Raw genomic sequence first — 23,511 nt, forward strand, 5'->3', positions numbered from 1 at the left:
CTCGGCCGGCCCCCGCCCCGCTACGGCGCCGGCGCGGGGCGCCCCTCGACCGCCGCGAGGTAATCGCGCACGGACTGCTTCATCCCGACCTCGAGCGCGTGCGCCACGAGGTGGTGACCGATCGACACCTCTTGAATCTGCGGCGCCTCGCGGACGAGCGGCGCGAGGTTCTCCACCGTGAGGTCGTGCCCCGCGTTGATCCCGACCCCGGCCGCCACGGCGGCCCTCACGGTCGCGACGATCTTGTCGAGCTCCGCGCGGTGATCGCCGCGATCGAACGCCTGGGCGTAAGGGCCCGTGTAGATCTCGATGCGATCGGCCCCCATGTCCGCGACCAGGGGCACCACCGCCGGGTCGGCCTCGACGAAGAGGCTTGTCCGGATCCCCTCCTCCTTGAGCCGCTTCACCACGGGCTGGAGGACGAAGCGCCATTTCGCGACGTCCCAGCCGCGGTGCGAGGTGAGCTCGCCCGGCGTGACCGGGACCAGCGTGCACTGCGTCGGCCTGAGCTCGAGCGTGAGGTCCAGGAACTCCTCGCGGAGATCACCCTCGAAGTTCGTCTCCACCGTGGTGATGTGGCGAGTCACCGCCCGCGCGTCGTCCGGCGTGATGTGCCGCCGGTCCGCCCTCGGATGGATGGTGATGCCGTGGGCTCCGTAGTCCACGATCTTCCGGGCGAAGGAGAGGACATTCGGGGCATCGTGTCCCCGCGAGTTCCGCAGGAGCGCGATCTTGTTCACGTTGACGCTGAGCTTCATGGGACATCCTGTCGCCGGCCCGTGCGCGGCGCTCGCGACGCCGCTATACACGATCGACGCCGCGAGGCGAACACGCCGCGCGCCGGCGCGCGGCCGGGAGCGCGCCCCGAGCGCGCAGCTGGGAGAGCGCCGCCGGCGCCCCCGGGCCGGCCCTCCGGCCGAGGCGGCGCTCCCCGCGCGGCGCGGCCGTTCGGCGCCTACACGCGCCGCGCGGCGCGCGAGCCCCGCACCGCGACGTCGGTCGCGAGGAGCGACACGACGAGGATGCCGACGGCGACGAGCGCGTTGTTCCACACCGTCGCCATCAGCAGCGCCGGTATCGTCCAGGCGCTGACGAAGAGCCACACCGCCAGGATCGCGGTGGCGTAACGCGCCCTGGGCGCCCAGAGCGCGATCAGGGCGAAGACGACGCACAGCGCGCCCACCACCCAGGTGTTGGTGAACTCGTCCCGGCCGTGGCGCCAGAGGAACGCGGAGATCAACAGCCAGATCCCGAGCGCGATGTTGATGCCACGCAAAGCCGCCATCCGATGCTCCATTGGCTCCCTCCCTCGCGGATCGCCGTGCCGGCGCCTCCGCCGCGCGACGCCCCGGCGCCCTCGCTCTGCCCGCTCGCCGCGGCCTCAGGCCAGGTGTCCTGCCCGAGCGGCCTCGGCCCGCCGACCGCGGAGCCCGCTCACCCCACCCGCCGAGCGCCGGCGTCCCTGCGCCCGGTCCACACACCCCAGAGCTCAGCGAACGCCGTGCGAATCCAGTGCCACGCGCCTCGCCCCGGGAGCGGGCGCGCGGCCAGAGGCCGCGTTCGTGAGGGCCGCCGCGCGGCGGTTCGGCTAGAAGCCCCGTCGCCATGGACTTCTTCGCGACCGCCGCCAAAGGAACCGAGCCCGCCCTCCGCGACGAGCTCCGCGAGCACCGGTTCCGCGGCGTCCGCGCGGATCGCGGCGGCGTCCACTTCTCCGGCCCGCCGGACGAGGGCTTCCGCGCGTGCATCGAGCTCCGCACCGCCGTGCGCGTGCTCGTCGAGCTCGCCTCCTTCGACGCGCCCAGCGGGGACGCGCTCTACGAGGGCGTCTCGCGCGTCGACTGGGCCCCTTACCTGAGCCCGGTCCACACGCTCGCCGTCCGCGCCTCCTGCCGCTCGAGCGCGCTGACCCACACCCAGTTCATCGCGCAGCGGACCAAGGACGCCATCGTCGACCAGATCCGGCGCCGCGTCGGCGCCCGCCCGTCGGTCGACCTCGACGACCCGGATCTCGCCCTCTTCCTCCACCTCGTCCGCGACCGCGCGACGCTCTACGCCGATCTCGGCGGCGCCGCGCTCCACCGCCGCGGCTACCGCACGCACATCGGCGGCGCGCCGCTCAAGGAGACGCTTGCCGCCGCGCTGCTCCGCCTCTCCGGCTGGGACCGCGCCCGCCCGTTCGTCGACCCGATGTGCGGCGCCGGCACCATCGCCCTCGAGGCCGCGCTCTGGGCGCGGGACATCGCCCCCGGCCTGCGCGCGCAGCGCTTCGGCTTCGAGCGGTGGGCGTGCCACGATCAGGCCGCAGCGCGGCGCACGACCGAGCTCCGCGACGCCGCCCGCGCGCGGATCCGGCCCGAGGGCCCCGCGATCGTCGCCGCCGACATCGACCCCCGCGCCGCTGAGATCACCCGCGGCAATGCCCGGATGGCCGGCGTGCAGATCGAGGTCCGCTGTCAGTCCATCACCGCGCTCGCCCCGACCGCGCCGCCGGGCCACGTCCTGACCAACCCGCCGTACGGCGAGCGCCTGCCGGGGACGCTGGCCCTCTACCGCGACATGGCGGCGGCGCTGTCGCGGCTCGCGGGCCACCGCGTCGCCATCCTCGCCGGCACCGAGGACATCGAGCACGCCATGCGCAGGAGGCCGGAGCGCTCGCTCACCGTGTTCAACGGCCCGATCGAGTGCCGGCTGCTGACGTACGACATCCCCTGAAGCGGCGCGCGGTGTCGGAGAGGGCGCGCCGCGCGGGAGGGCGCGTGCGAGACGTGCGAGACGTGCGAGACGTGCGAAACGTGCGAAACGTGCGAAACGTCAGGAGAGCAGGCGCATCACAAGGAACATCGCCAGCGCCGTCAGGAGCATCCCGGCGACGAAGCCGATGATGAGCCCTCGCTTGCCGGCCAGCCAGCTCGGCTCCCGCGCCTGCGGAGGCGCCGGCGCAGGCGCAGGCGGCGCCTGGGGCACGACGACGTGATCGGGCATCGTCGCGCGGCGCTCCAGCGCCGTGCGCTGCTCCGCGATGGTCGCGGCGAGCTCGAACGGCACCGACGCCGCCGGGGCCGCCGGCGAGGCGCTGTCGGCCGCGGCCGGCGCTCTCCGCACGACCGCCGCGGAGTCCCCGACGGTCTCCGCGCTCGCCGCGCCGAACCCCATCGCCCCGAACCCCTGCGGGCTCGCCGCCTGGAGCTCGCCGGGCGTCACCGTGGGCATCTGGCTCTCGGCCGGAGGGTGGGACGAGACAAGCCGGAGCGTGTTGGTGGCGCGCGGCGATCTCCTGTCCCACACCCCCGCCGCCGCCCCGTCGAGCGGGCTCTGCGGCGTCGCCGGGACCGGCACGGAATCGACGCGCACCAGGCCGACCTCGGCCCGCTTCTCGGGCGTGCCCAGCCCGAAGTCCTCGGCGGAGCGGAGCGTCGCCTTCACGTCGCGGCCAGGAGGGGTGATGTCGAGCTCGTCGCCCTCGTCATAGGCCGCCGTGTGGACTCGCACCTTCGCCGGACCGAGGAGCTCGTCGCGGCGGACCATGGTGAGCGTGCTGTCGTCGTCCCCGCTCGCGTCGTCGTACGCGCCCGGCTCGGCCAGGCCGTTCCCCGAGAGCAGCGCCTCGCTGGGGCCGTGGGACCACGACGGGAGCTGCAGCGAGATCTCCGGCACCGACTCCCCGGCCCAGCGCTGCGGCTCGGCGTCCGCCCCCGGCGCGACCGCCTGCGGATCGAGCGTCTGCGGGAGCTCCGAGGGGGGCGGCGCGTGGTGAAGCACCACCGGCGGCGGGCGCGCGGCCTCGGCGTTTGCTCCCCCGGAGACGAGCGTCCGGGCCGACTCGATCGAGAGCTCCGCCCTCGGCGCCTGGCCGGAGATCGGCGCCGACGTCGAGCTCGGCAGCGACGTCAACGGCGGGAGCGACATCGGCCCCCGCAGCAGCGACGCGTCCCGCGAGAACAGCGAGCTCGGCTGCCGGCGCGAGATCGGCCCGAGCCCCACGGCCGTGTCGGGCAGCTCGGCCAGCAGGCAGTGCAGCGTGTACCCGAGCTCGCGCGCCGTCTGGTACCTGTCCGCCGGCTCCTTCGCGAGCGCCTTCACGATCAGCGCCTCCAGGCGCGGGTGGATCCCGGGCGCGCAGCTGCTCGGCGCCGGCACCGGCGCATGGATGTGGAGCGTCGCCGTGTGGAGCGGCGTCTCGCCCTCGAACGGCAGCCGCCCCGTGACGAGCTGGAACAAGAGGACCCCGCACGTGTACAGGTCGGCCCGCTGATCCACCGGCAGCAGCCCGCACTGCTCCGGAGCCATGTAGGCCGGCGTGCCGACGAACGTGCCCGCGCGCGTCACGACGGACAGCGGGTCGGCGAGGAGCTCGGGCGCTTCGCCGGACGAGCCCGTGTCGAGGATCTTGGCGATCCCGAAATCGAGCACCTTCACCCGCTCGCCGTGAGGGTGCATGGGATCGGGGACCACCATGACGTTCTCGGGCTTCAGATCGCGGTGCACGACGCCCATCTCGTGGGCGACCGCGAGCGCCTCGCACACCTCCGAGAGGATGCGGACCGCCCGCGCCTGGCCGATCGCGCCGTGGCGCTCGAGGAGGACGTAGAGATCGTCCCCCGAGAGCAGCTCCATCACGATGTAGCTGAGGGCGCCCTCGACCCCGTACTCGAAGATCTTGACGGAGTTCGGGTGCTTCACCCGCGCCGCGGCCTTCGCCTCGCGCTGGAAGCGCCGGATGAACGCGCGGTCCCCGGTGAACTCCGGGTTCATGATCTTGATCGCGACCCGGCGGGGCTCGGCGTCGCGCTCGGCGATGAAGACGCTGGCCATGCCGCCCTCGCCGAGGAAGCGGGTGATCGTGAACCGCCCGGCCACCTTGCGGCCGAGGAGCGCCTCATGCCTCATGCGCCCGGCACCTGCCGGCGTCTGCCCCGCTCGCCCGCTCCCGCGCGGCCGCGCCGCATGCCCGCCCCAGGGCGGCCGTGCCCCTCGCGCAGGAGAGCGCTGCGCCCATGGCTGTCCGCGCGCCCGCGCGACCCGCGCGTCCGATGCGAGGGAGAGTGCACGCGGCGACCATACCAAAGAACTCGACAGCCGACGACTTGTCGGCCCCCGGCGGCGCGTGGGCGCGCGTCCACGCGCCCGCGCCGTCGACCGTCCCGAGCACCGCTCCGACCGCCGTCACCCCGGAGACGGGCGCCGGTCGCGAGCTCGTCCGGCAACAGTTAACTCTTTAACGCCACCCCCGGTGCGCATGTGCGACAGGTGCTTAACTTATCGAAAGAGCTCGCGATCGAACGCTGGCGAGCGTTGGCAACATTCTTGCCTGGAGGGGACTGCCTCGCGCTGCGCCCTGTGCGCCGTGAAGGGTCAGCTTGTGCGTCGATCTCGACAGGCAGCTTCCGGAGGATCGTTGATGAATCGAATTTTTAGGCGTGCGGTGCTCCTCGGCACCGTCGCGCTGACCGTCGTGGGGGCGGGCTGCGCCGAGGAGCGGCCGTCCATCAGAAGGGTGCAGAGCGATGCGCTCGCCAAGACCTTCTTCGTCGGAAAGGACCTCAAAGACATCGTCGATGACCCCGAGTTCTACATGCGGGGAACGGTCGTCGACGTCGGGTACGGCGCTGCCCAAGATGGCCTCTTCACCTCGACCTACGCCCAGCCCGTCTCCCGGATCAAGTGGGAGGTCACCGAGCGTCAGCTCAACGCCCGGCTCGCCTACGAGCGCATCGAGGGGACCGACGGCAAGGGCAACACCTACAACGGGCTCGCCAAGAAGACGACGAACGACGGCCAGATCGTCGCGAGCTACGCGATCGAGTCGCATTTCGACATCGTCCGCGAGTACAACCCGTCGACCGGCGAGGAGTCCAACGTCATCGTCGAGAACACGAGCGACCGGCTCTGGTACGAGCGCGAGTACTTCCGCGTCGACTGGTCCCGCAACCTCGCCACCGACGCCTACAACTTCGACACCCTGTCGCAGCTCGGCATCTACGGAGGTGTCGAGTACGAGCCGCTCGCCTATTACGTCAGCGATCCCGCCTCCGCCGACGCCCCGCGGTTCGACGCGGAGGACGGCTACTTCGACGTCACGACGAAGGCGTTCGCCACGCCCGTCCTGCTCGACCTCTCGAGCCTCGGCTGGGGCATCGACAAGTTCCCGGCCTGCATGCTCCCGGGCGATTTCGCCGGCGGCACCGACCCGTACGGCAACTGCAACCCGGTCGAGATCACGATCCGGCAGTCGTTCAAGAAGGTGGTCGACAACGACTACGAGCCGGTCGACTTCGACGGCGTGAGGTTCCAGGCGTTCGGCATCTTCACCGCCGATTCCCGCTACGGCTACGAGCGCAACTACGGCATCGTGGACAACCAGTGGCGGCGCTTCGCGTCCCGCTACAACCTCTGGAAGCGCAGCCACTTCTACGACAACCCCGAGACGATGGAGGGCGCGATCGCCTGCGCGACCCGGGAGACGGCCCCGGGCGGCGACGTGAACGCCGATCCGAACCTCGACAAGGACAATGACGGCACCGCGGACGCGTGCGCGGCGGCCGGCGCGGGCTCGCAGTGCGACGTGTACAAGCAGAAGTGCACGCTGCCTTACGCGGAGCGCGAGGCCGTCGTCATCCCCTGGTACGTCGGCGGCGACACGTCGGAGGACATCTTCGAGGCGACCCAGTGGGCCGCCGAGGAGTGGGATCTCGCGATGAAGACCGCGATCCAGACCTCGCGCCTCGTCGAGTGCCGGAAGACGGGCGGCGAGGACTGCGACGCGAAGTTCCCGATGTGGAAGGGCCAGCAGGACGACATCGACGAGGCCGTCGCGCTCACGCGCAAGCTGAACGCGTGCCGCCGCGAGCTGGGCTGGGACGCGCCGGCGTGCGACGACCAGGTCAGGCAGGCCGTGGAGCAGCTCTCTCAGCGGCGCGGCGGCGACCCGGCGACGCTCGCGATCGGAGGCGTCGTCACGCAGCCGTCCGTGATCGTGCTCTGCCACAACCCCATCATCGAGGGCGATCACCCCGCCTGCGGCGACACGAGCGTTCCCCTCGAGGAGCGCGTCGCCCCGCGGCTCGGCGATCTCCGCTATAACAGCGTGCTCATCGTCAACAAGCCGCAGAAGCCGTCGCCCTGGGGCATCATGGCCGACGCGGACGACCCGCTCACCGGCGAGAAGGTGGCCGCCAGCATCAACATCTGGAGCCACGTCACCGACTCCGCGGCGCAGCAGCTGGTCGACATCGTCCGCTACATCAACGGCGAGATCCCGACCTCCGAGATCACCGACGGCAAGTACATCCGCGACTGGGCCCAGGCGAGCCGCATCTCCGGCGGCGGCCAGGGGCCCACGATGACGAAGCGCGAGGTCACGTCGCGGCTCGCGAGCGCCACGAAGCTCGACCCCGAGGCGTACGAGAGCCTCGTCGCGCAGGGCGTCTCCCCGCAGCTCAAGGCGCTCATCGAGCCGATGAAGGCGAAGGTCGCCGACATCGCTGTGCGGGGCGACATCCCCTCCCCGCAGCAGGCGGTCGTGGGCGCCCGCATGAAGGCCGCCCGGGGCAGCCTCGCCGAGTCGGAGCTCATGAACCCGGCGATGCTGAAGCGCGCGGGCGTCCCCGCCGGCCTGCCCATCGATGGCCCGCTCGCGGACGCGGCGTCGCCGTTCGGGATGAACAACCCGAAGCTGCACTCGCAGCTCCGGCACATGCACGACAACGCGCTCGCCGAGCGCGGCGCCTGCATCCTGCACGAGGCCCCCGAGGCCACGGCGATGACGGGCCTCGCGGAGGCGCTCCGCGAGAAGTTCCCCGTCGGCGACGAGGAGACGGCCGACGAGAGGCGGGGGCGCTACGAGAAGATGTTCAAGTACATCCAGCGCCGTTACCAGTACGCGGTCATCGCGCACGAGATGGGGCACTCCGTCGGCCTCCGGCACAACTTCGTGAGCAGCTACGCCTCGCTCTTCTTCCGGCCCCAGTACTGGCAGCTCAGGACGAAGAACGGAAAGGTCAAGGCGGCGTGCGCCGGTGAGGCGGACGAGAGCCCGGAGGAGTGCGTCGGCCCCCGCTACTTCGACGCGATCACGGACGAAGAGCAGAAGAACATGATCTGGATGTTCCAGCACTCCACGGTCATGGACTACCCGGGCGACGTCTCGCAGGACCTGGTCGGCCTGGGCGTCTACGACTTCGCGGCCGCGCGCTTCTTCTACGGCGACACCGTGAGCGTCTACGACAACGGCGAGCGCAACTACCTCGCCGGCGGCAGGATCGGCGGCGGGCTCCTCGCCGCCGCGGACAACTTCGGCGGGCTGGCCGGCATCAAGTACGGCATGTTCGCGAAGGGCAACGCCACGAACGCGCCCAGCGTCAACGACTTCCACTACTCCCAGCTGCAATCGCAGTACGAGGTCATCCGCGACTGCTACGACGTGGAGGCGACCCCGCCCGCGGCGTGGAACGAGCAGCTCGACGGCAAGTGGCACCCGCTCCTCGACGGCGGCATCGTCACGGTCGGCGAGGAGACGAAGCGCTGCCGCCAGCAGCCGGTCGACTACGTCGGCTGGAAGCAGCTGCGCATGCCGCAGGACAACGAGACCGCGCTCGGCGCCTTCCGCGGCGGTCCGGCGGTCGACGCCCAGAGCCGCGTCCGCGTGCCGTACGCGTTCGCGACAGACAACTGGGCCGACCTCGGCAACGTCTCGGTCTTCCGTCACGACAACGGCGCCGACCCGTACGAGCAGCTGATGTTCCTGATCACCACCCAGGAGAACAGGCACATCTTCGACAACTTCCGGCGCAACCTCACGACGTTCAGCGTCCGCGGCGCGGCGGACAGGTCCTACGGCCGCTACAACGAGAAGATGCTCGGCATCGCCGGCGGCATCGGGTTCTTCGGGACGATCTACCAGGATCTCGCGACGAACCAGGGCCTGTCGTTCGACACGCTGTGGCCGCTCCTCATCGAAGGCGGCCTCCAGGAGAACGTCGTGGCCGCGACGGTGGCCTTCGATCAGTTCACCAGGCAGCTCGCCCGCCCGGAGGAGGGGCCGCACTACCTGCGCAACTGGGACGCCAACGTTCCGAGCAACCCGTGGTCCGAGTGGAACGTCCTGCGCTCGAACCTCGATGGCGACGACTACGGCGCCGGCGAGGACTTCAGCGGCTTCGGCGGCACGACCAACACCCCCGTGCTGGTGCAGATCCCGAACGGCTCGACCGGCTACCTGAAGGACATCGGGTTCGGCGGTCACCCGCTCGAGAACAGGAACTCGGAGGACAACGGCGACTTCAACAACGACTACACGGCCAACGCGGGCAGCTACTACGACAAGATCAACACGGCCATCCTGCTCTCCGAGTCGGAGGACCGGTTCGTGAGCCAGTCCCGCCGCGACTTCTACGACGCCCGCTTCCGCGCGGTCGGCATGGCCGACGTGCTGCCCGAGGGCTACCGCCGCGTGCTCGCCAACGCCCTCACCGGCGACCGCTCGCTGCTCGCGCCTCGCCTCGAGGCCGGCGAGGACGGCCTCCCGGTGCTCGACACGGCGAGCAAGGATCCCGACCCGCTGGCGAAGGAGTTCCCGGCGCGCCCGATGGGCTGGGTCAGCTGGTGGCCGAACGAGGGGCCGCAGGTCTGCTTCCCGACCAACGGGAAGAACCTCTGCACGAACTACACCGGCGGCGACTTCGACCCGGCCGTCGTGGACAGGACCATCGCGGTCGATCCGCAGATCGGCTGGGAGGTGCAGAAGTTCCTGATCGCGTGGACGCTCGCGAACATCCCCGCGAACGGCAAGACGAACTGGCTCGACATGATGCGCGTCTACCGGCTCGGCAACGACGCGGATCCGGGCTTCCAGCAGCGCATCGAGTGGCAGGACCCGACGTCCGGGCAGGTCTACTACGCCCGCACGTACGGCATGGAGTGCCTCTTCGGGGCCGGCAAGAACAGGGTGGCCTGCGAGGACTCCGGCGGCAGGTGGGTGCAGAAGGGCATCGCGGCGCGCGTGCTCGAGTACGCCAACGCCCTCACCGCGAAGGGCTACCAGCTCGACACGCGGCACGAGGCGCAGCCGGGCAACCCGGCAGACAGCATCCCCGCGGATCCCGCGTATGTCGCCAACTACGGCCCCGGCTTCAACAAGTACGGGCGCGCGATGATCACGTACCACCCGGACGGCACCGCGATCATCATCCCGGATCCGGCGATCAAGGACGTGCCCGCGGTCGGCCCGCTCAAGGAGGTGCCGGCGTGTGATCAGAACATCAACGAGAGCTGCACCCAGCTCACCATCTACAAGAATCACTACGCGTACGAGCTGAAGGGCTACAAGTCGGTGCCTGACTACCTGCTCAAGATGATGGCCCAGTTCGGCCTCGCCGACCCGGAGCAGCTGGGCATCTACCTCGACTGATCCGCGCCTCCCCACGCCGGGGCCTCGCGCCGGGGCCCCGCGCTCCCCCTCACAAGCGTCAACCAAGCTTCACGCAGCGTTCTCCTACATCCGAACGTGGTCGTTCACGACCTATCGTTGACGACCACGACCACGTTCACGACCACGTAAACGTTCACGTTCACGACCACGTAAACGTTCACGTTGGTGACGCCCTGCGCGGCGTCCGGCCGTCCGCGTCCCTCGGGCCCGAGATGGCCGAGCCCGGCCTGCTGCCGTTGGAGGTCGCGCGGGCGCCAGGGCGGCACTACGCTCGCCGTGGCGCTGCGCGCGCCGCGGCATGATCCCTTCCCCCGCCCTCCACGCCATCGCCCCGGCCCACCGCTCGGACGCGCGGGCCTTCGCGGCCTACCTCATCGAGCACGTCGCCGAGTCCGGCCGGCGCGGAGTGCCCCATTTCGCCATCGCGACGTCGCTCGCCCCCGACGAGGTCGAGCACAGCGCGCGCGACCGCTGGGGCAAGAGGCTCGACGAGCCGCTCTGGGGTCGGGCCTGGCTGCTCCGGTCGAGCGAGCCGCGGGCGCGCATCATCGGGCACATCGAGCTCCGCGGCGGCCGCGTCTTTTCCGAGGGCCACCGCGCCGTCGTCGCGATGGGCATCCTCGGCCCCCACACCGGGCAGGGCCACGGCCGGCGCCTGCTCGAGACCGCGATCGCCTGGGCCCGCGACGAGGCGGGCCTCGAGTACCTCGACCTCGGCGTCTTCGCCAACAACGAGCGCGCCAGGCGGCTCTACGCGGGGATGGGGTTCGTCCCGATCGGCACCCGGGAGGACGCGTTCCGGGTCGACGGCGCCATCCTGGATGACATCCAGATGACCCTCGCGCTCCGCTCTCCCGACCCGCGCGCGGTCGCCCCGTCGGAGCGCTGAGCCGCGGCGCGGGCGTCCCCGGGCCCGCCCGCGGCCCGGCCCGTGCCCCGCACGAGCGCTGGACGCGCGCTGGAGGGTACCCGCCGCGGCGCAGATGCGTCATGAGGACAGCGCCGTCCAGGCGCGGAGGCCCGGCCATCGCCGGCCCGGTCGCCGGCGGCCGTCACCGCAGTCCATCGCCACCGAAAGCCACCATGCTCCGCTCGCCGCTCCTGCCGATCTTCCTTACCGTCTTCGTCGACGTCCTCGGCCTCACGCTCGTCCTCCCCCTCCTCCCGTTCTACGCCGAGCACTTCGGCGCCAGCGAGCTCGTGGTCGGCGTGCTCGCGGCGAGCTACGCGGTCTGTCAGCTCGTCTCCGGGCCGATCCTCGGCCGGATCTCGGACCGGGTGGGCCGCAAACCGACGCTGCTCGCGAGCCAGACCGGCACGTTCCTCGGGTTCCTGGTGCTCGGCTCGGCGAGCTCGCTGTGGATGCTGTTCCTCGGGAGGATCATCGACGGGCTCACGGCCGGGAACCTGACGATCGCGCAGGCGTACATCAGCGACGTGACCCGGCCCGAGGAGCGCACCAAGGCGTTCGGCCTGATCGGCATCGCCTTCGGCTCCGGGTTCCTGCTCGGCCCGGCCATCACGGGGGAGCTCGCGAGCCGCTTCGGCTACGGCGCGCCGGCGTACGGCGCGGCGGCGCTGTCGCTCCTGTCGGTCCTCCTCACGGCCACGCTGCTCCCGGCGAAGCCGCCCTTGCCGGCGGCCCAGGACGGGGCGACCGCCGCGGCCGCCCGGCCGGCGTCGCTCGGCCGCGGGGACGCCTTCCGCCGGTACTTCGACCGGCCGCTCCCGCGCCGCCGGCTGCTCGAGTTCTTCGCCTTCTCCCTCTCCTTCTCGACGCTCATCGGCGGCCTTGCGCTCTTCCTCGAGCGGCGCTTCGCGTTCGGCGTCAAGGAGACGGGCTACCTCTACGCCTTCTCCGGGCTCATCGGCGGCAGCATCCAGGGCGGCCTGATCGGCCGGCTGGCGAAGCGGTACGGCGAGGAGCGGCTCGCGCTGCTCGGCTTCGGCGCGATGGTGGTCGGCTACGGCCTGCTCGGCGTCGCGTACACCCTGCCCGTGCTGCTCACGCTCGTGGGGATCGCGGCGTTCGGCGCGGCGGTGGTGCGGCCGGCCATCACCACGCTCCTCACGAAGAGCGTCGGCCGCGACGAGCAGGGCGCGGCGCTCGGCGTGAGCCAGTCGCTGGCGAGCATCTCGCAGATCATCGGCCCCATCGGCGCCGGCTGGCTGATCGAGCACCGGGCGCTCGCGGCCTACGGCCTGATGGCGGCGACCTTCGCCGCCCTCGGCGTCCTCCTCGGCCTGCAGAAGATCCCCGTCCGCGAGCCGATCGAGCTCTGAGCGGCCTGCTCAGGCGCGCGCACCCTTCACAAAAGGGAGGAGGGCGTCGACGAGCGGCGGCGTGGCGTCGTCGAGCCGCCGGGGGTTGTGCCAGGCGAACGGCTCGACGAGGCGCGACGGCCGGAGGCCGAGCTTGCCGCGCGAGCACTCCACGAGGAGCGACAGCGCCCCGTGGCGATCGTGGAGCCAGTCGATCTCCAGGCCCACCTTGCGGACGCCCCAGGCGAAGCGGACGTAGGACATGGCGCGGTACGGCCTGCGGTCCGCGGCGCGCGCGACGCGCAGCGCGAAGGCGCGGTGCTCGGCGGCGTCGGCCACGGGCCAGAGGCTGTGCGCCGGCGGGTACAGCACGGCGCCGCCGGCGCTGTGCAGCGACAAGGCGCGGTCGATCCGGCGCGACGACAGCGCGTGCGCGATGGCCTCCACCTCCGGCTCGCTGGCGGGGCGGCTGCCGGGCGAGAAGAGGAGCCCGATGAAGCGCTGGATGAGGCCGCGCTCGTACCATCCCGCGTCGAAGTTCCGGTTCAGGTCGACGCCCCGGGCATTGCCCCGCACGTACCGGTGCCGCCCGGCGCGGAGGTTCATCTCGACGCGGAGGAGCCCGTCCGGGTTCACGATCGGGACGGCGAGGATCGACCGGCCGCCGAGGTCCTGGGTCGCGAGGCGATCGAGCAGCGCGAGGTGGGCCTCGATGCCGATCCACTCGAGGGGGTGGATCCCGGACAGGATCACCGTGGTCCGCACGCGCTCGCGCAAGCCGGCTCCCGTAGAGGGGCGCAGGCTGGCGCGCTCGGCGCGCTCGGCCAGCTGAGCGAGGGTGGCGTCGCTCGGCGCCGGGTCGTCCACGCCGCCCGGCGCGCGGCTGCCATCGGCACCCGCATTGGGATCCGCACTAGCATCCGGCGTGCCATCTGGCGTTCCATCGAGCGGATGGAGCGAGACGCCGTTCGCAACGCTGTGTCCTCCCTGAGCGCTCGGCGCCAGGAGGCCCGCAGCTTGCTTCTCGCCGCGCGCAGCGGCCAGGCTGGCTGCGCCGAGGTGAACGGCGAGCAGCGGCTCGCCCCGGATCGAGCGCCCGATCAGCGTGACCTGCGCCCCGCGGTCGGCGAGCCGCTCGATCGCCTCCAGGAGCTCGCCGTACCCGCGGTAGGGACCGAGCCCGCGGCGAGCGAGCAGACGGGAGAGCGGCGCGCGTCGGTGTACAAAGAGGGCCGCCCTCAGGGCAGCCCGGCCTTGCTCTTCCGACGCCTGATCGGACTTCGGCATGCAGGGCTCACCTTTACCCTAGATGGCACCAACTATAGACCACCGGCCGCGCGTTCGTGCGATCCGGACCAGGTCAAACCAGGGATTACCGTGGCAGCGGGCACGCATATGGAATTCGACGGCAGCGGGTGGGCGGAAGGACGTATCGAGCTGCTGCCTCCGAGCCAGGGGTGGACGCTGCTGTCGCCGGAGCCCGAGGCGCGGATCGACGAGCACCGCTGGGCACATCAGGCGCGCGTCTTCTTCGGAGCGGAGCTCACGCTCGTGCAGAAGAAGGCGTACCCGTCGGGGACCACGCCGATGGCCGACGCCGTGGAGGTGGACGTCGCGCGCATCTCCTCTTCCTCTACTTCCACGCCGCGCACGCCGAGCCGCGTGCTCGTCATGACGGTGCCGCTCGATCGCGCGCCGCTCGTGCGATCCGCCGCCGCGGCGGGGGTGCGGGCGATCGGCGGGCGCGGGTTCGACGCGCTGCTCGCGCGGGCGCGGCGGGTCTGGCAGGTGCGAGAGCCGCTGATCGCCGGCGACGACGCGCGAGCGCCCCTGGTCGTCACCGCGGTGCTCGCGGCGGCGCTGCTCGCGCCCGTGGTGCCGCCCGGCGAAGAGACGATCTTCGGGGTGAAGGGGGCCAGAGAGCGGCTGCAGCGGCTCGGCTGGTGACGGGGCGGCGCGTCGCGCCCGCCCTCGGCCGCCTGCCGGGGATGTCGTGCTCGGCGCTCTGAGGTGCCTGCTCGTCGGGCGCCTGTACTAGCGTGCGCGGCCGTGCGCTCCCGCTTCCCGCTCGTGGCCGCCCTGTTCTTCGTCTCTGGCGCGACAGGCCTCCTCTACGAGGTCGCCTTCTCCAAGCTGCTCGCCTACGTCTTCGGCGCCACCGCGTATGCCGTGAGCACGGTCCTCGCCGCCTTCATGGGCGGCCTCGCCCTCGGCGCGCACCTCGGCGGACGCCACGCCGCGTCCGCGCGCCGCCCGCTCGTCGTCTACGGCGCGCTCGAGGTCATCGTCGGCGCGATCTGCGCCGTCTCGCCGTTCCTGTTCGAGGCGCTGACCTCGGCCTACGTCGCCGTCGCCCGCGCAGCGCCCGACTCGCTCGCGCTGCTCACCGCGGCGCGCGCCGCGCTGACCGCGCTCGTGGTCGTCGTCCCCACGGTCGCGATGGGCGCCACGCTCCCGGTGCTCTCGCGCATCCTCCGCGCCGGCGCCGCGCCGGACGGCGGCGCGCCCCCCGCCGAGCACGACGCCGCGCGCCGCCTGGCTTCGCTCTACGCCATCAACACGGCCGGCGGCGCGGCCGGCGCGCTCTCCGGCGCCTACGTGGTCCTCCCGCACCTCGGCATCCGAGGCGCGCTCTGGTCCGCGGCGATCGCCAACCTCGTCCTCGGCGTCGTCGCGATCTCCGCCGGGCTGCGCGGCCCGGCGCCTGCCGCCGCCGCCCCCGACGCGCGCTCTCCCGAGGCCCCCGACGCGCGCTCTCCCGAGGCCCCCGACGCGCGTTCCCCCGAGGCCCCCGACGCGCGCTCCCCCGAGGCCCGTACCGCAGACGCTCCGCCCCCCGCGGCCGCCGGCCGGGCCGAACCGCCGTTCCTGCTCCTGCTCGCGTTCGCGTCGGGCTTCCTGGTCTTCGCCGCCGAGGTGGTCCAGACCCACCTGCTCGCGCTGCTCATCGGCAACAGCGCCTACGCCTTCGGGCTGATGCTCGCCGTCTTCCTCGTCTGCCTCGCGGCCGGCGCGGCGCGCTCGCCTGCCCTCGCGCGCCGCCACGGCGAGGGCGCGCTCTCCCGGGGGCTCGCCGCCGCCGCGCTCTCGCTCGCCGCCACCGTCCCGCTCTGGGACCAGCTCCCGCGGCTCTTCGCCTTCGCGGGCAAGCACGTCGACGGGTGGGCCGGCCGCGAGGCGTGCCGCGCGCTCGCCGCCCTCGCGATCCTCGCGCTGCCCACGCTCTGCATGGGCACCACCTTCCCCCTGCTCCTCGCGCGCGCCGCCGCGCACGCGGACGTCGCCGCGCGCGTCGGCAGGCTGACCTCCGCGAACACCCTGGGCACGATCGCCGGATCCATCGTCACCGGGTACCTCATCCTGCCCGCGCTCGGCTCCGAGCGCGCGCTCCTGACGATCGCGCTCGCGTTCGCCCTCACGGCCGTCCTCGCCGCCGCGCGCGCCGGGGCGGAGCTCCCCCGCGCCCTCGCGCTGGCCGCGGCGGCCGGGGCGCTCGCCGTGCTCGCGCCCCGCTGGGACATGGCCCGCCTGACGAGCGGCGCGAACGTCTATTTCGCCATGGGGCCGCGCCCCGAGCGCATCGACTTCGTGCGCGAGGACGTGCACGGCGGCGTCACCACGGTCGCGCACCTCGCCGGCGTCACGACCATGTACACGAACGGCAAGTTCCAGGGCGACGACGGCCCCGAGATGACGGCGCAGCGGCGGTTCGCGCACTTCCCCTCGCTCTTCCTCCGCGACACGCGCGCCGCGCTCGTCATCGGCCTGGGCACCGGCACGACGACCGGCACCATCGCGGCCTACCCCTTCGAGCGCATCGACGTCGCCGAGATCTCGCCCGCGATCGTCGAGGCGTCTCGGCGCTTCTTCGCCGGCCCGAGCCTCCGCGCGCTCGACGATCCCCGCGTCCGCCTCTCGCTCAACGACGGCAGGAACGAGCTGCTCGTCGCCGCCCCGGGCCGCTACGATCTCATCGCCATCGAGCTCACCAGCGTCTGGTTCGCGGGCGCCGCGAGCCTCTACAGCCACGAGTTCTACGAGCTGGCCCGGTCCCGGCTCACCGAGGGCGGCGTCCTGCAGCAGTGGGTGCAGCTCCACCACATCCGGCGGCGCGAGCTCGCCGTCGTGGTGAGGACGATGCGCAGCGCGTTCCCGCACGTCGCGCTGTTCGTGGGCGGCGCGCAGGGCATCCTCGTCGCGAGCGGCGCGCCGCTCGTCGCCTCGGGGGCGCGCCTCGCCGGGCTCGACGCGCGCCCGTCGCTCCAGGCGACGCTCGCCGGCGCGCGGCTCGAGGACCTCCTCGACGCCCTCGTGACCTCGGGCGACGATCTCGACCGCCTCATCGCCGACGCGGCCGAGGACGGCGGGCCGATCGTGTCCACGGACGACAACCTCTACCTCGAGTACGCCACGCCGAAGGGGAACGTGCTCCCGTACGGCGCGTCGCTCGACGCGACGCTCGCGCTCCTCGAGCGGTACCGGACGCGGGCGCCGCGCGCGCGGCACCTCGCGCCCTGAGGTCGCTCAGCCCCCGCCCGCGGGCGCAGCGCCCTGAGGTCGCTCAGCCCCCGCCCGCGGGCGCAGCGCCCTGAAGTCGCTCAGCCCCCGCCCGCGGGCGCCGCGCCCCCGCCGTCACGCGGCGGCGCGCTCCCCTTGGCCGGCGCGCTCGGCGCAGGGGCCTCGCCCTCCTGCGCCTCCGACGTGGCCCGCGGCTTGACCTGCACCGGCTTGATCTCGTCGCCCGTCGCCACGAAGCCCTTGCGGGGCGGGGGCGCCTTGAGCTGCGCGGCCTGCTCCGCGCGCTGCTTGCGCTGCTCGAGGCTCAGCACCTCCAGCGCCAGGCCGCCCCTGTACGGATCCTGCCCCAGGAAGGGGCGCCCGTTCACCTCGGCCACGTGGAACTCGACCCGGCGGTTCTCGCTGCGGCCTGCCGCGATCTCGTTCGGCCCGAGCGGGCGCGACTCGCCGAAGCCCACGGCGATCAGCCGGTCGCTCTCGACCCCGTGATCGACAAGCCAGTCGGCGACCGCGAGGGCGCGCCGCGCGCTGAGCGCCTGGTTGTGCTCCTCGCTCGACTGCGCGTCCGTGTGCCCCTCGATCCGCAGCCGCGTCACCTCGGGGTGCTCCTTGATGAACTGGAGCAGCGTCTCCAGCGTCTTCTCGCTGCCCGGCCGGATCGTCGCCTTGCTCGTGTCGAAGACGATCTTGCCCTCGATGTAGACCTGGCTCTCCCCGCCCTGCTCCGACCAGGGCTTCTCCGGGTACCATCGCGGGAGCGCCTGCTGCTCCTCGGCGCGCGGCAGCTCCCGCGGCGGCAGCCGGTTGTCGCTGCACCCCTGGCCAGCGAACGCGGCGGGCGCGAGCGCCGCCGCGAGCGCGAACGGCAGGGAGGTGCGGGCGGCCTGCTTCCTCTTCGGGTCCATCTCGCCCTGCAGGGTGTCAGAACCGGCGCTCGGACCGCAAGTAACCTGGCGGACGCCGGGCCGGCCGGCGCGGAACGCGGCTTATGGTAAGAGGATCGCCATGTCCGCGCTGTCGTCCACGCCCGAGGGCTCGCCCATCGATCCCAAGCTCGCCGGGCTGCGCGCCCGGCTCCGGGAGCTCGGATCGGTCCTCGTCTGCTACTCCGGCGGGGTCGACAGCGCCTTCGTCCTCGCGGTCGCGCACCAGGAGCTCGGCCCGAGGGCCGTCGGGATGACCGCGGTCTCGCCGAGCCTCGCGCCGGCCGAGAAGGAAGAGGCCACCTCGATCGCCCGGCTGATCGGCGCCGATCACCGGCTCGTCGAGTCGTCCGAGATCGACGATCCGCGCTACGTCGCGAACAACCCGGATCGCTGCTTCCACTGCAAGAGCGAGCTCTACCGGATCGCCGCGCGGAAGCGGTCCGAGTGGGCGCTCGCGGCGATCGTGAACGGCACCAACACCGACGACCTCGGCGACTACCGCCCCGGGCTGGAGGCGGCGCGGGAGGCGGGCGTGCTGAGCCCCCTCGTCGAGCTCGGCTTCAGCAAGGCCGACGTGCGCGCCGGCGCGGCGCGCGTCGGCCTGCCCATCTGGGACAAGCCCGCCGCGGCCTGCCTCTCCAGCCGGATCCCTTACGGGACCAGCGTCACGCGCGAGCGGCTCGCGCAGATCGGCGGCTTCGAGGCGGCGCTGCGCGGCCTCGGGTTCCGCCAGGTCCGCGTCCGTTACCACGACGACCTCGCGCGCATCGAGCTCGACGCGGGCGAGCTCGCGCGCGCCGCCGAGCCGCCGGTGCGCGCCGAGATCGTGGCCGCCGGCAAGCGGCACGGCTTCCGGTACGTGACGCTCGATCTCGGCGGGTACAGGACCGGCAGCCACAACGAGGTCCTCGTCGGCCGCGCCCTCAAGATCGTGAGCTGAGCTCGCTGGAGCCGCCGCCTCACACGAGCGAGGAGCGCACGACCTTGGCGCGCTCGTCGCGCTCCTTCAGGTGCTCGAGGATGATCACCGCCGTCTCCTCGATGGCGCGCTTGGTGACGTCGACCACCGGCCACTCGGGGTGCGCGGCGAAGAGGCGGTTCGCGAAGTCGAGCTCCTGCCGGACGTGCTCGCGCATCGCGTAGTTGGTCTCGGAGGGCATCCCGAGCTGGCGCAGCCGCGCCTGCCGGATCTCGCAGAGCTGATCGATCCCGATGGTCAGCCCGACGACCCGATCCTGGGGGGCCTCCAGCAGCTCGAGCGGCGGCGGGACGCCGAGCACCAGGGGCAGGTTCGCGACCTTGAGGCCGCGCTGCGCGAGCAGCGTCGACAGCGGCGTCTTCGACGTGCGCGAGACGCCGACGAGGACGATGTCGGCCCTCTTGAAGTTCCGCGGCTCCTTCCCGTCGTCGCTCTTCACCGCGAACTCCACCGCCTCGATGCGCCGGAAGTACTCCTCGCTCAGCGGGAGCATCGCGCTCGGCAGGTTGATCGGCTCCCGGTCGAGGAAGGTGCCGAGCCGGACGATGAGCGAGCCGATCAGATCGATCGCCTCGATGTTGAGCTCGGCGGTGGACGCATGCACGAACTCGCGCAGCTCGGGGCTCACCACCGTGAACACGACGAGCGCGCCCTCCCGGGCCGCGCGCTCGAGCACCGGCCGCGCGACCTCCGGCGTGCGCACCCGGGTGTGGAGGCGGATCTGCACCCCCGCGTCCGGGTACTGGAGGAGCGCTGCGCGCACGGCCTTCTCCGCCGTCTCTCCGGTGGAGTCGCTCAGGACGTCGATGAACTTCGCCTTGTCCATGTCCGATCCCTCCGTCGCCATTTCGGCTCAGGCGCTCGAGGCAGGGCTCGTGCCTCGGCGTTCAGCAGAGCGCGGAGGATCGCGCGTGGCCGCGCGCCAGGTCAACCAAACAGCCCCTTCAGCTTCTCCATGAAGGTGGCCTGCTGAGGCTGCACGTTCTCGCCGAGCTCCTTCGCCAGCTGCGCGATGAGCTCCCGCTGCGTCGCGGTGAGCTGCGTCGGCACCTCGACGCTCACCTCGACGAGCTGGTCGCCGCGCCCGCCCACGACGCGACGCGGTATGCCCTTGCCCTTGATCCGGAGCACCGCGCCGGGCTGCGTGCCCGGGGGGATGCGGAGCCGGCCCTTCCCCTCCAGCGTCGGGATCTCCAGCTCGCCGCCGAGCGCCGCGCGCGCGAACGAGATCGGCACGGAGCACACCACGTCGTCGCCCACGCGGCGGAAGAGCTCGTGCGGCGAGACGCGGATGGTGAGCTCCAGATCGCCCGGCCCCCGGTCGGAGCGGACGGCGTTGCCGCCGCGCTCCACGAGCCGCGTCGCGCCGTTCTCCACGCCCGGAGGGATCGTCACCTCGATGGTCTTCTGCTTCGCCGCGAGGCCGGCGCCGCGGCACGCCCTGCACGGGTCGGTCACGATCCGCCCCGTGCCGCGGCACCGCCCGCAGGGGCGCTCGATCGCGATGGGGAACATCCCCTGCTGCATCCGGACCCGGCCGCGGCCCGAGCACGCCGCGCAGCGCTCGGTCGACGCGCCCGGCGCGGAGCCCGAGCCGGCGCAGTCGCCGCAGGGCTCGACGCGATCGTAGGTGATCTCCTTCGTGCAGCCGAACGCCGCCTCCTCGAAGGTGATCCGCACCTCCTTCTGGAGCGTCCCGCGGTCGCCGACCCGGATGCCCAGGGCGCCGAGGAGATCGCCGAAGATGGCGTCCAGGTTGAGGTCCTGCATGTCGAAGGGCACGCCCGGGACCCCCGAGCCGGCGGAGGCGCCGACGGCGGCGGGGCCGAACCGATCGAACGCCGCGCGCTTCTGCGGATCGCTCAGGATCTGGTAGGCCGCGTTCAGCTCCTTGAAGCGGACGTGCGCGCCCTGATCCCCCGGGTTCTTGTCGGGATGGTGCTGGCCGGCGAGCCGCCGGAAGGCGCTCTTGATTTCATCCTGCGTCGAGGAACGCTCGACGCCCAATACTTCGTACGGATCCCGCACGACGTGCGAAATAGCATCGATCGCCCTCCCGGGACAGCGGCTACCGGGCCGCCTAATCCGCTGATTTCCCTTCGGGCCCGGCGAGTTCGCGCTTCATCACCTTGCCCGTCGGGTTGCGCGGCAGCGCGTCGACGAAGACGACCTCGCGCGGGACCTTCGGGCCCGCGAGCCGCGCGCGGCAGTGCGCCCGGAGGTCGCCCTCGCTCGCGGTCGCGCCGGGGCGCAGGGCGACGACCGCGCGCACGCGCTCCCCGAAGGCGCGATCCGGGACGCCCACCACCGCGGCCTCGGCGACCGCCGGGTGGTCGTGGAGGACCGACTCCACCTCGGCGGGGTACACGTTCACGCCACCCGAGATGATGAGCTCCCGCTTGCGGCCCTCGAGGTGGTAGCAGCCGCGCGCGTCGCGGCGGGCGAGGTCGCCGACGGAGAAGTAGCCGCCGCGCGTCGACTCGCGCGTGGCGCCTGGGTCCCCGTGGTAGCCGGAGACCAGCAACGAGCTCCTCACGTAAAGCTCGCCCACCTCGCCGTCCTGGCACGGCGTCCCGTCCTCGCGCAGGAGCAGCAGCTCGCTGCCGGCGACGGGGCGCCCGATGGTGCCCGGCGAGGCGCGCAGATCCCCGGGGCCCGCGATCGTCACGATGCCCGTCTCGGTCGCGCCGTAGAAGTTGAAGAGCCGGTCGCCGAACGCCGCCATCACCTCCGCCGCGAGCGCCGGCGAGAGCGGCGCGCCGCCCACGAAGATCGCGGTGAGCGACGACGTGTCGTGGGCGCGGAGCCGCGCCTCGCCGAGCTCGAGGACGCGGTGGAGCATCGTCGGGACGACCGCCGTCGTGGTCACGCGGTACCGCTGGATCGCCTCGAGGAAGAGCTCGGGCTGGAACTCCGGGAGGATCACGATCGTGGCGCCGACGATGAGCGACAGGTTGACGAAGCCGAGCGCCGTGAGGTGGTAGAGCGGGCACACGGCGAGGTGCACGTCCCCCGCGCGCATCGGGGTCGCGCCGATGGCCCCGAGCGCCGGCAGGACGACGCCGCCGCCGAAGCCGCGCACCGCGCCCTTCGGCTTGCCGGTGGTGCCGGACGTGTACATCACCACCGCGGCGCGCTCGCTCCGATCCGGCGAGGCGCCCCGCTCGGCGGCGAGATCGTCGAACGCGGCGAGGAGGTCGTCGAGGTGCGAGAAGCCCGGGGCGCGCTCGCCGATCGCGATCATCTCCTCGCGCGGGATCCCCTCGAGCCGCGGCGCGGCCTCGCGGATGACGCCGGCGATGTCGGAGTCGAACAGGAGCAGGCGCGCCCCAGAGTGGCCGGCGAGGTAGGCGAGCTCCGCGGGGGTCGATCGCCACGAGGCCGCCACGACGGACGCGCCGACGCGGGCCAGCGCGACCTGGCACATCAGGAACTCGGGGCGGTTCTTGAGCGCGAGCAGCACGGTGACGCCCGGGCCGACGCCGCGCCGGTCGAGCGCGCAGCCCAGCCGATCGATGACCTCGTTCAGCGCGAAGAAGGAGTAGACCCGATCCTCGGCCGGGGGCCCCGCGCCTCGCTCCGCCGCGCGGGGCGCGAGGCTCAGCGGCTCGATCACCGCGATCCGGTGCGGGCTGTTCTCGGCGTGGAAACGGAACAGGAGCGACGGGTTCGCCTTGCCTCTCGCGAGCTCGCGCGCGAGCACCTTGAGCCCCGGCCAACGCAGCGCGGCGAGCAGCCCCGCCTGCGTCACCGCCCGCCCGGCGGCGAGCGCCGCGTCGATCGTGCCTCGCCCGCTCGCCAGCGCGGCCCTGACCCCTTCGAGTCGCATGGCCGGCGACTTTACTCTGGCCCGCATTGGCCCGCATGCGCCGTGGTAGGGTGGGTCCCGTGACGGAAGCTGACCGCCGCTCAGCCCAGCGTGCCGCGATCGAGCTGAGCGTAGAGTACAAACGGCTCAACACGTTCTTCGCCGACTACACGCGCAACATCTCGAAAGGCGGGACGTTCATCCGGACGGATCGCCCGCTCGCTATCGGCACCGAGTTCGTGTTCGCCCTCTCGATCCGGAACCTGGCCGAGCCGCTCCGCCTTCGCGGGCGGGTGAAGTGGATCGTCACGACCGCCGAGGCGACGGAGTCGGCTCCGGCGGGGATGGGGATCGAGTTCCAGTACGCGAGCGAGGCGGAGCGCGCCGCCACCGAGGCGGTGGTCGAGCAGCTGATGATGAGCGAGCTCGGCGAGACGCTCGCCTCCAAGCTGCTCGGCCGCAAGCTCGGCGACGGCTCGCGGTAGCGCCTCCGAGGGGTGCGCTCACGCTCCCCCCGTGTACACTGGCTCGCAATGTCGCTGCCGCCCCTGTTCCCTCGGCGCCGTCTCGCTCGGGGTCTCGCCGCGCT

The 23,511-nt window shown here is 72.6% G+C and carries 17 protein-coding genes; 8 read left to right on the forward strand and 9 right to left on the reverse strand.

Annotation, left to right across the window (positions count from 1 at the left end; all coding sequences use genetic code 11):
- Positions 1-20: 20 nt before the first annotated feature.
- Positions 21-758, reverse strand: a complete 738-nt coding sequence (locus tag WMF22_RS32010) for a pyridoxine 5'-phosphate synthase (protein WP_438032251.1) — start codon at positions 756-758, stop codon at positions 21-23.
- Positions 759-955: 197 nt separating this feature from the next.
- Entirely contained in the window at positions 956-1,285 is a 330-nt protein-coding gene (locus WMF22_RS32015; RefSeq protein ID WP_437293756.1) for an SPW repeat domain-containing protein, read from the reverse strand.
- A gap of 320 nt (positions 1,286-1,605) precedes the next feature.
- On the opposite strand from WMF22_RS32015, the gene WMF22_RS32020 reads away from it, so the two are divergent.
- Entirely contained in the window at positions 1,606-2,715 is a 1,110-nt protein-coding gene (locus WMF22_RS32020; RefSeq protein WP_437293757.1) for a THUMP domain-containing class I SAM-dependent RNA methyltransferase, read from the forward strand.
- Between the two features lie 99 nt (positions 2,716-2,814).
- Here WMF22_RS32020 and WMF22_RS32025 read toward each other — a convergent pair whose 3' ends face one another.
- Entirely contained in the window at positions 2,815-4,890 is a 2,076-nt protein-coding gene (locus tag WMF22_RS32025) for a protein kinase domain-containing protein (RefSeq protein WP_438032252.1), read from the reverse strand.
- Between the two features lie 511 nt (positions 4,891-5,401).
- Here WMF22_RS32025 and WMF22_RS32030 point away from each other — a divergent pair.
- On the forward strand, positions 5,402-10,408 hold the full coding sequence (locus tag WMF22_RS32030) for a hypothetical protein (protein ID WP_438032253.1): 5,007 nt from the start codon (positions 5,402-5,404) through the stop codon (positions 10,406-10,408).
- A gap of 104 nt (positions 10,409-10,512) precedes the next feature.
- On the opposite strand, the gene WMF22_RS32035 is transcribed toward WMF22_RS32030, so the two are convergent.
- A complete protein-coding gene (locus WMF22_RS32035; RefSeq protein ID WP_438032254.1) occupies positions 10,513-10,695 on the reverse strand; it encodes a hypothetical protein in 183 nt (60 codons plus the stop codon).
- A 32-nt stretch (positions 10,696-10,727) separates the two neighbouring features.
- Here WMF22_RS32035 and WMF22_RS32040 point away from each other — a divergent pair, with 32 nt between their 5' ends.
- Positions 10,728-11,318 (forward strand): N-acetyltransferase family protein, encoded by a 591-nt coding sequence (locus WMF22_RS32040; RefSeq protein WP_437293761.1) that lies wholly within the window; start codon positions 10,728-10,730, stop codon positions 11,316-11,318.
- A 194-nt stretch (positions 11,319-11,512) separates the two neighbouring features.
- The gene (locus WMF22_RS32045; RefSeq protein WP_437293762.1) at positions 11,513-12,712 is read left to right on the forward strand and encodes an MFS transporter; all 1,200 of its coding nucleotides are present in this window, start codon (positions 11,513-11,515) and stop codon (positions 12,710-12,712) included.
- A 9-nt stretch (positions 12,713-12,721) separates the two neighbouring features.
- Here WMF22_RS32045 and WMF22_RS32050 read toward each other — a convergent pair whose 3' ends face one another.
- On the reverse strand, positions 12,722-13,978 hold the full coding sequence (locus WMF22_RS32050) for a M14 family metallopeptidase (protein ID WP_437293763.1): 1,257 nt from the start codon (positions 13,976-13,978) through the stop codon (positions 12,722-12,724).
- A gap of 108 nt (positions 13,979-14,086) precedes the next feature.
- Here WMF22_RS32050 and WMF22_RS32055 point away from each other — a divergent pair, with 108 nt between their 5' ends.
- Positions 14,087-14,638, forward strand: a complete 552-nt coding sequence (locus tag WMF22_RS32055) for a hypothetical protein (RefSeq protein WP_437293764.1) — start codon at positions 14,087-14,089, stop codon at positions 14,636-14,638.
- Positions 14,639-14,740: 102 nt separating this feature from the next.
- A complete protein-coding gene (locus tag WMF22_RS32060) occupies positions 14,741-17,209 on the forward strand; it encodes a fused MFS/spermidine synthase (protein WP_437293765.1) in 2,469 nt (822 codons plus the stop codon).
- An 80-nt stretch (positions 17,210-17,289) separates the two neighbouring features.
- On the opposite strand, the gene WMF22_RS32065 is transcribed toward WMF22_RS32060, so the two are convergent.
- A complete protein-coding gene (locus tag WMF22_RS32065) occupies positions 17,290-18,114 on the reverse strand; it encodes an OmpA family protein (protein ID WP_438032255.1) in 825 nt (274 codons plus the stop codon).
- Between the two features lie 100 nt (positions 18,115-18,214).
- Between WMF22_RS32065 and larE the strand changes: the two genes are divergently transcribed.
- Positions 18,215-19,075, forward strand: coding sequence for an ATP-dependent sacrificial sulfur transferase LarE (larE, locus tag WMF22_RS32070; RefSeq protein ID WP_437293767.1), 861 nt, complete (start codon positions 18,215-18,217; stop codon positions 19,073-19,075).
- 19 nt (positions 19,076-19,094) lie between these two features.
- Here the strand turns inward: larE and WMF22_RS32075 are convergent, their stop codons facing one another.
- The 3 genes from WMF22_RS32075 to WMF22_RS32085 all read right to left on the reverse strand — a co-directional run bounded on the left by WMF22_RS32075 (position 19,095) and on the right by WMF22_RS32085 (position 22,943).
- Complete coding sequence (locus WMF22_RS32075; protein ID WP_437293768.1) at positions 19,095-19,940, reverse strand: pyruvate, water dikinase regulatory protein; 846 nt, start codon at positions 19,938-19,940, stop codon at positions 19,095-19,097.
- Positions 19,941-20,041: 101 nt separating this feature from the next.
- A complete protein-coding gene (dnaJ, locus tag WMF22_RS32080; protein ID WP_437293769.1) occupies positions 20,042-21,142 on the reverse strand; it encodes a molecular chaperone DnaJ in 1,101 nt (366 codons plus the stop codon).
- Positions 21,143-21,194: 52 nt separating this feature from the next.
- The gene (locus WMF22_RS32085; RefSeq protein ID WP_437293770.1) at positions 21,195-22,943 is read right to left on the reverse strand and encodes a class I adenylate-forming enzyme family protein; all 1,749 of its coding nucleotides are present in this window, start codon (positions 22,941-22,943) and stop codon (positions 21,195-21,197) included.
- 59 nt (positions 22,944-23,002) lie between these two features.
- On the opposite strand from WMF22_RS32085, the gene WMF22_RS32090 reads away from it, so the two are divergent.
- Positions 23,003-23,407, forward strand: coding sequence for a PilZ domain-containing protein (locus tag WMF22_RS32090; RefSeq protein ID WP_437293771.1), 405 nt, complete (start codon positions 23,003-23,005; stop codon positions 23,405-23,407).
- Positions 23,408-23,511 lie beyond the last annotated feature (104 nt).

Origin of the sequence: Sorangium sp. So ce204 (assembly GCF_051526795.1) — a bacterium.
In the GTDB taxonomy this organism is placed as follows: domain Bacteria; phylum Myxococcota_A; class Polyangia; order Polyangiales; family Polyangiaceae; genus Sorangium; species Sorangium cellulosum_B.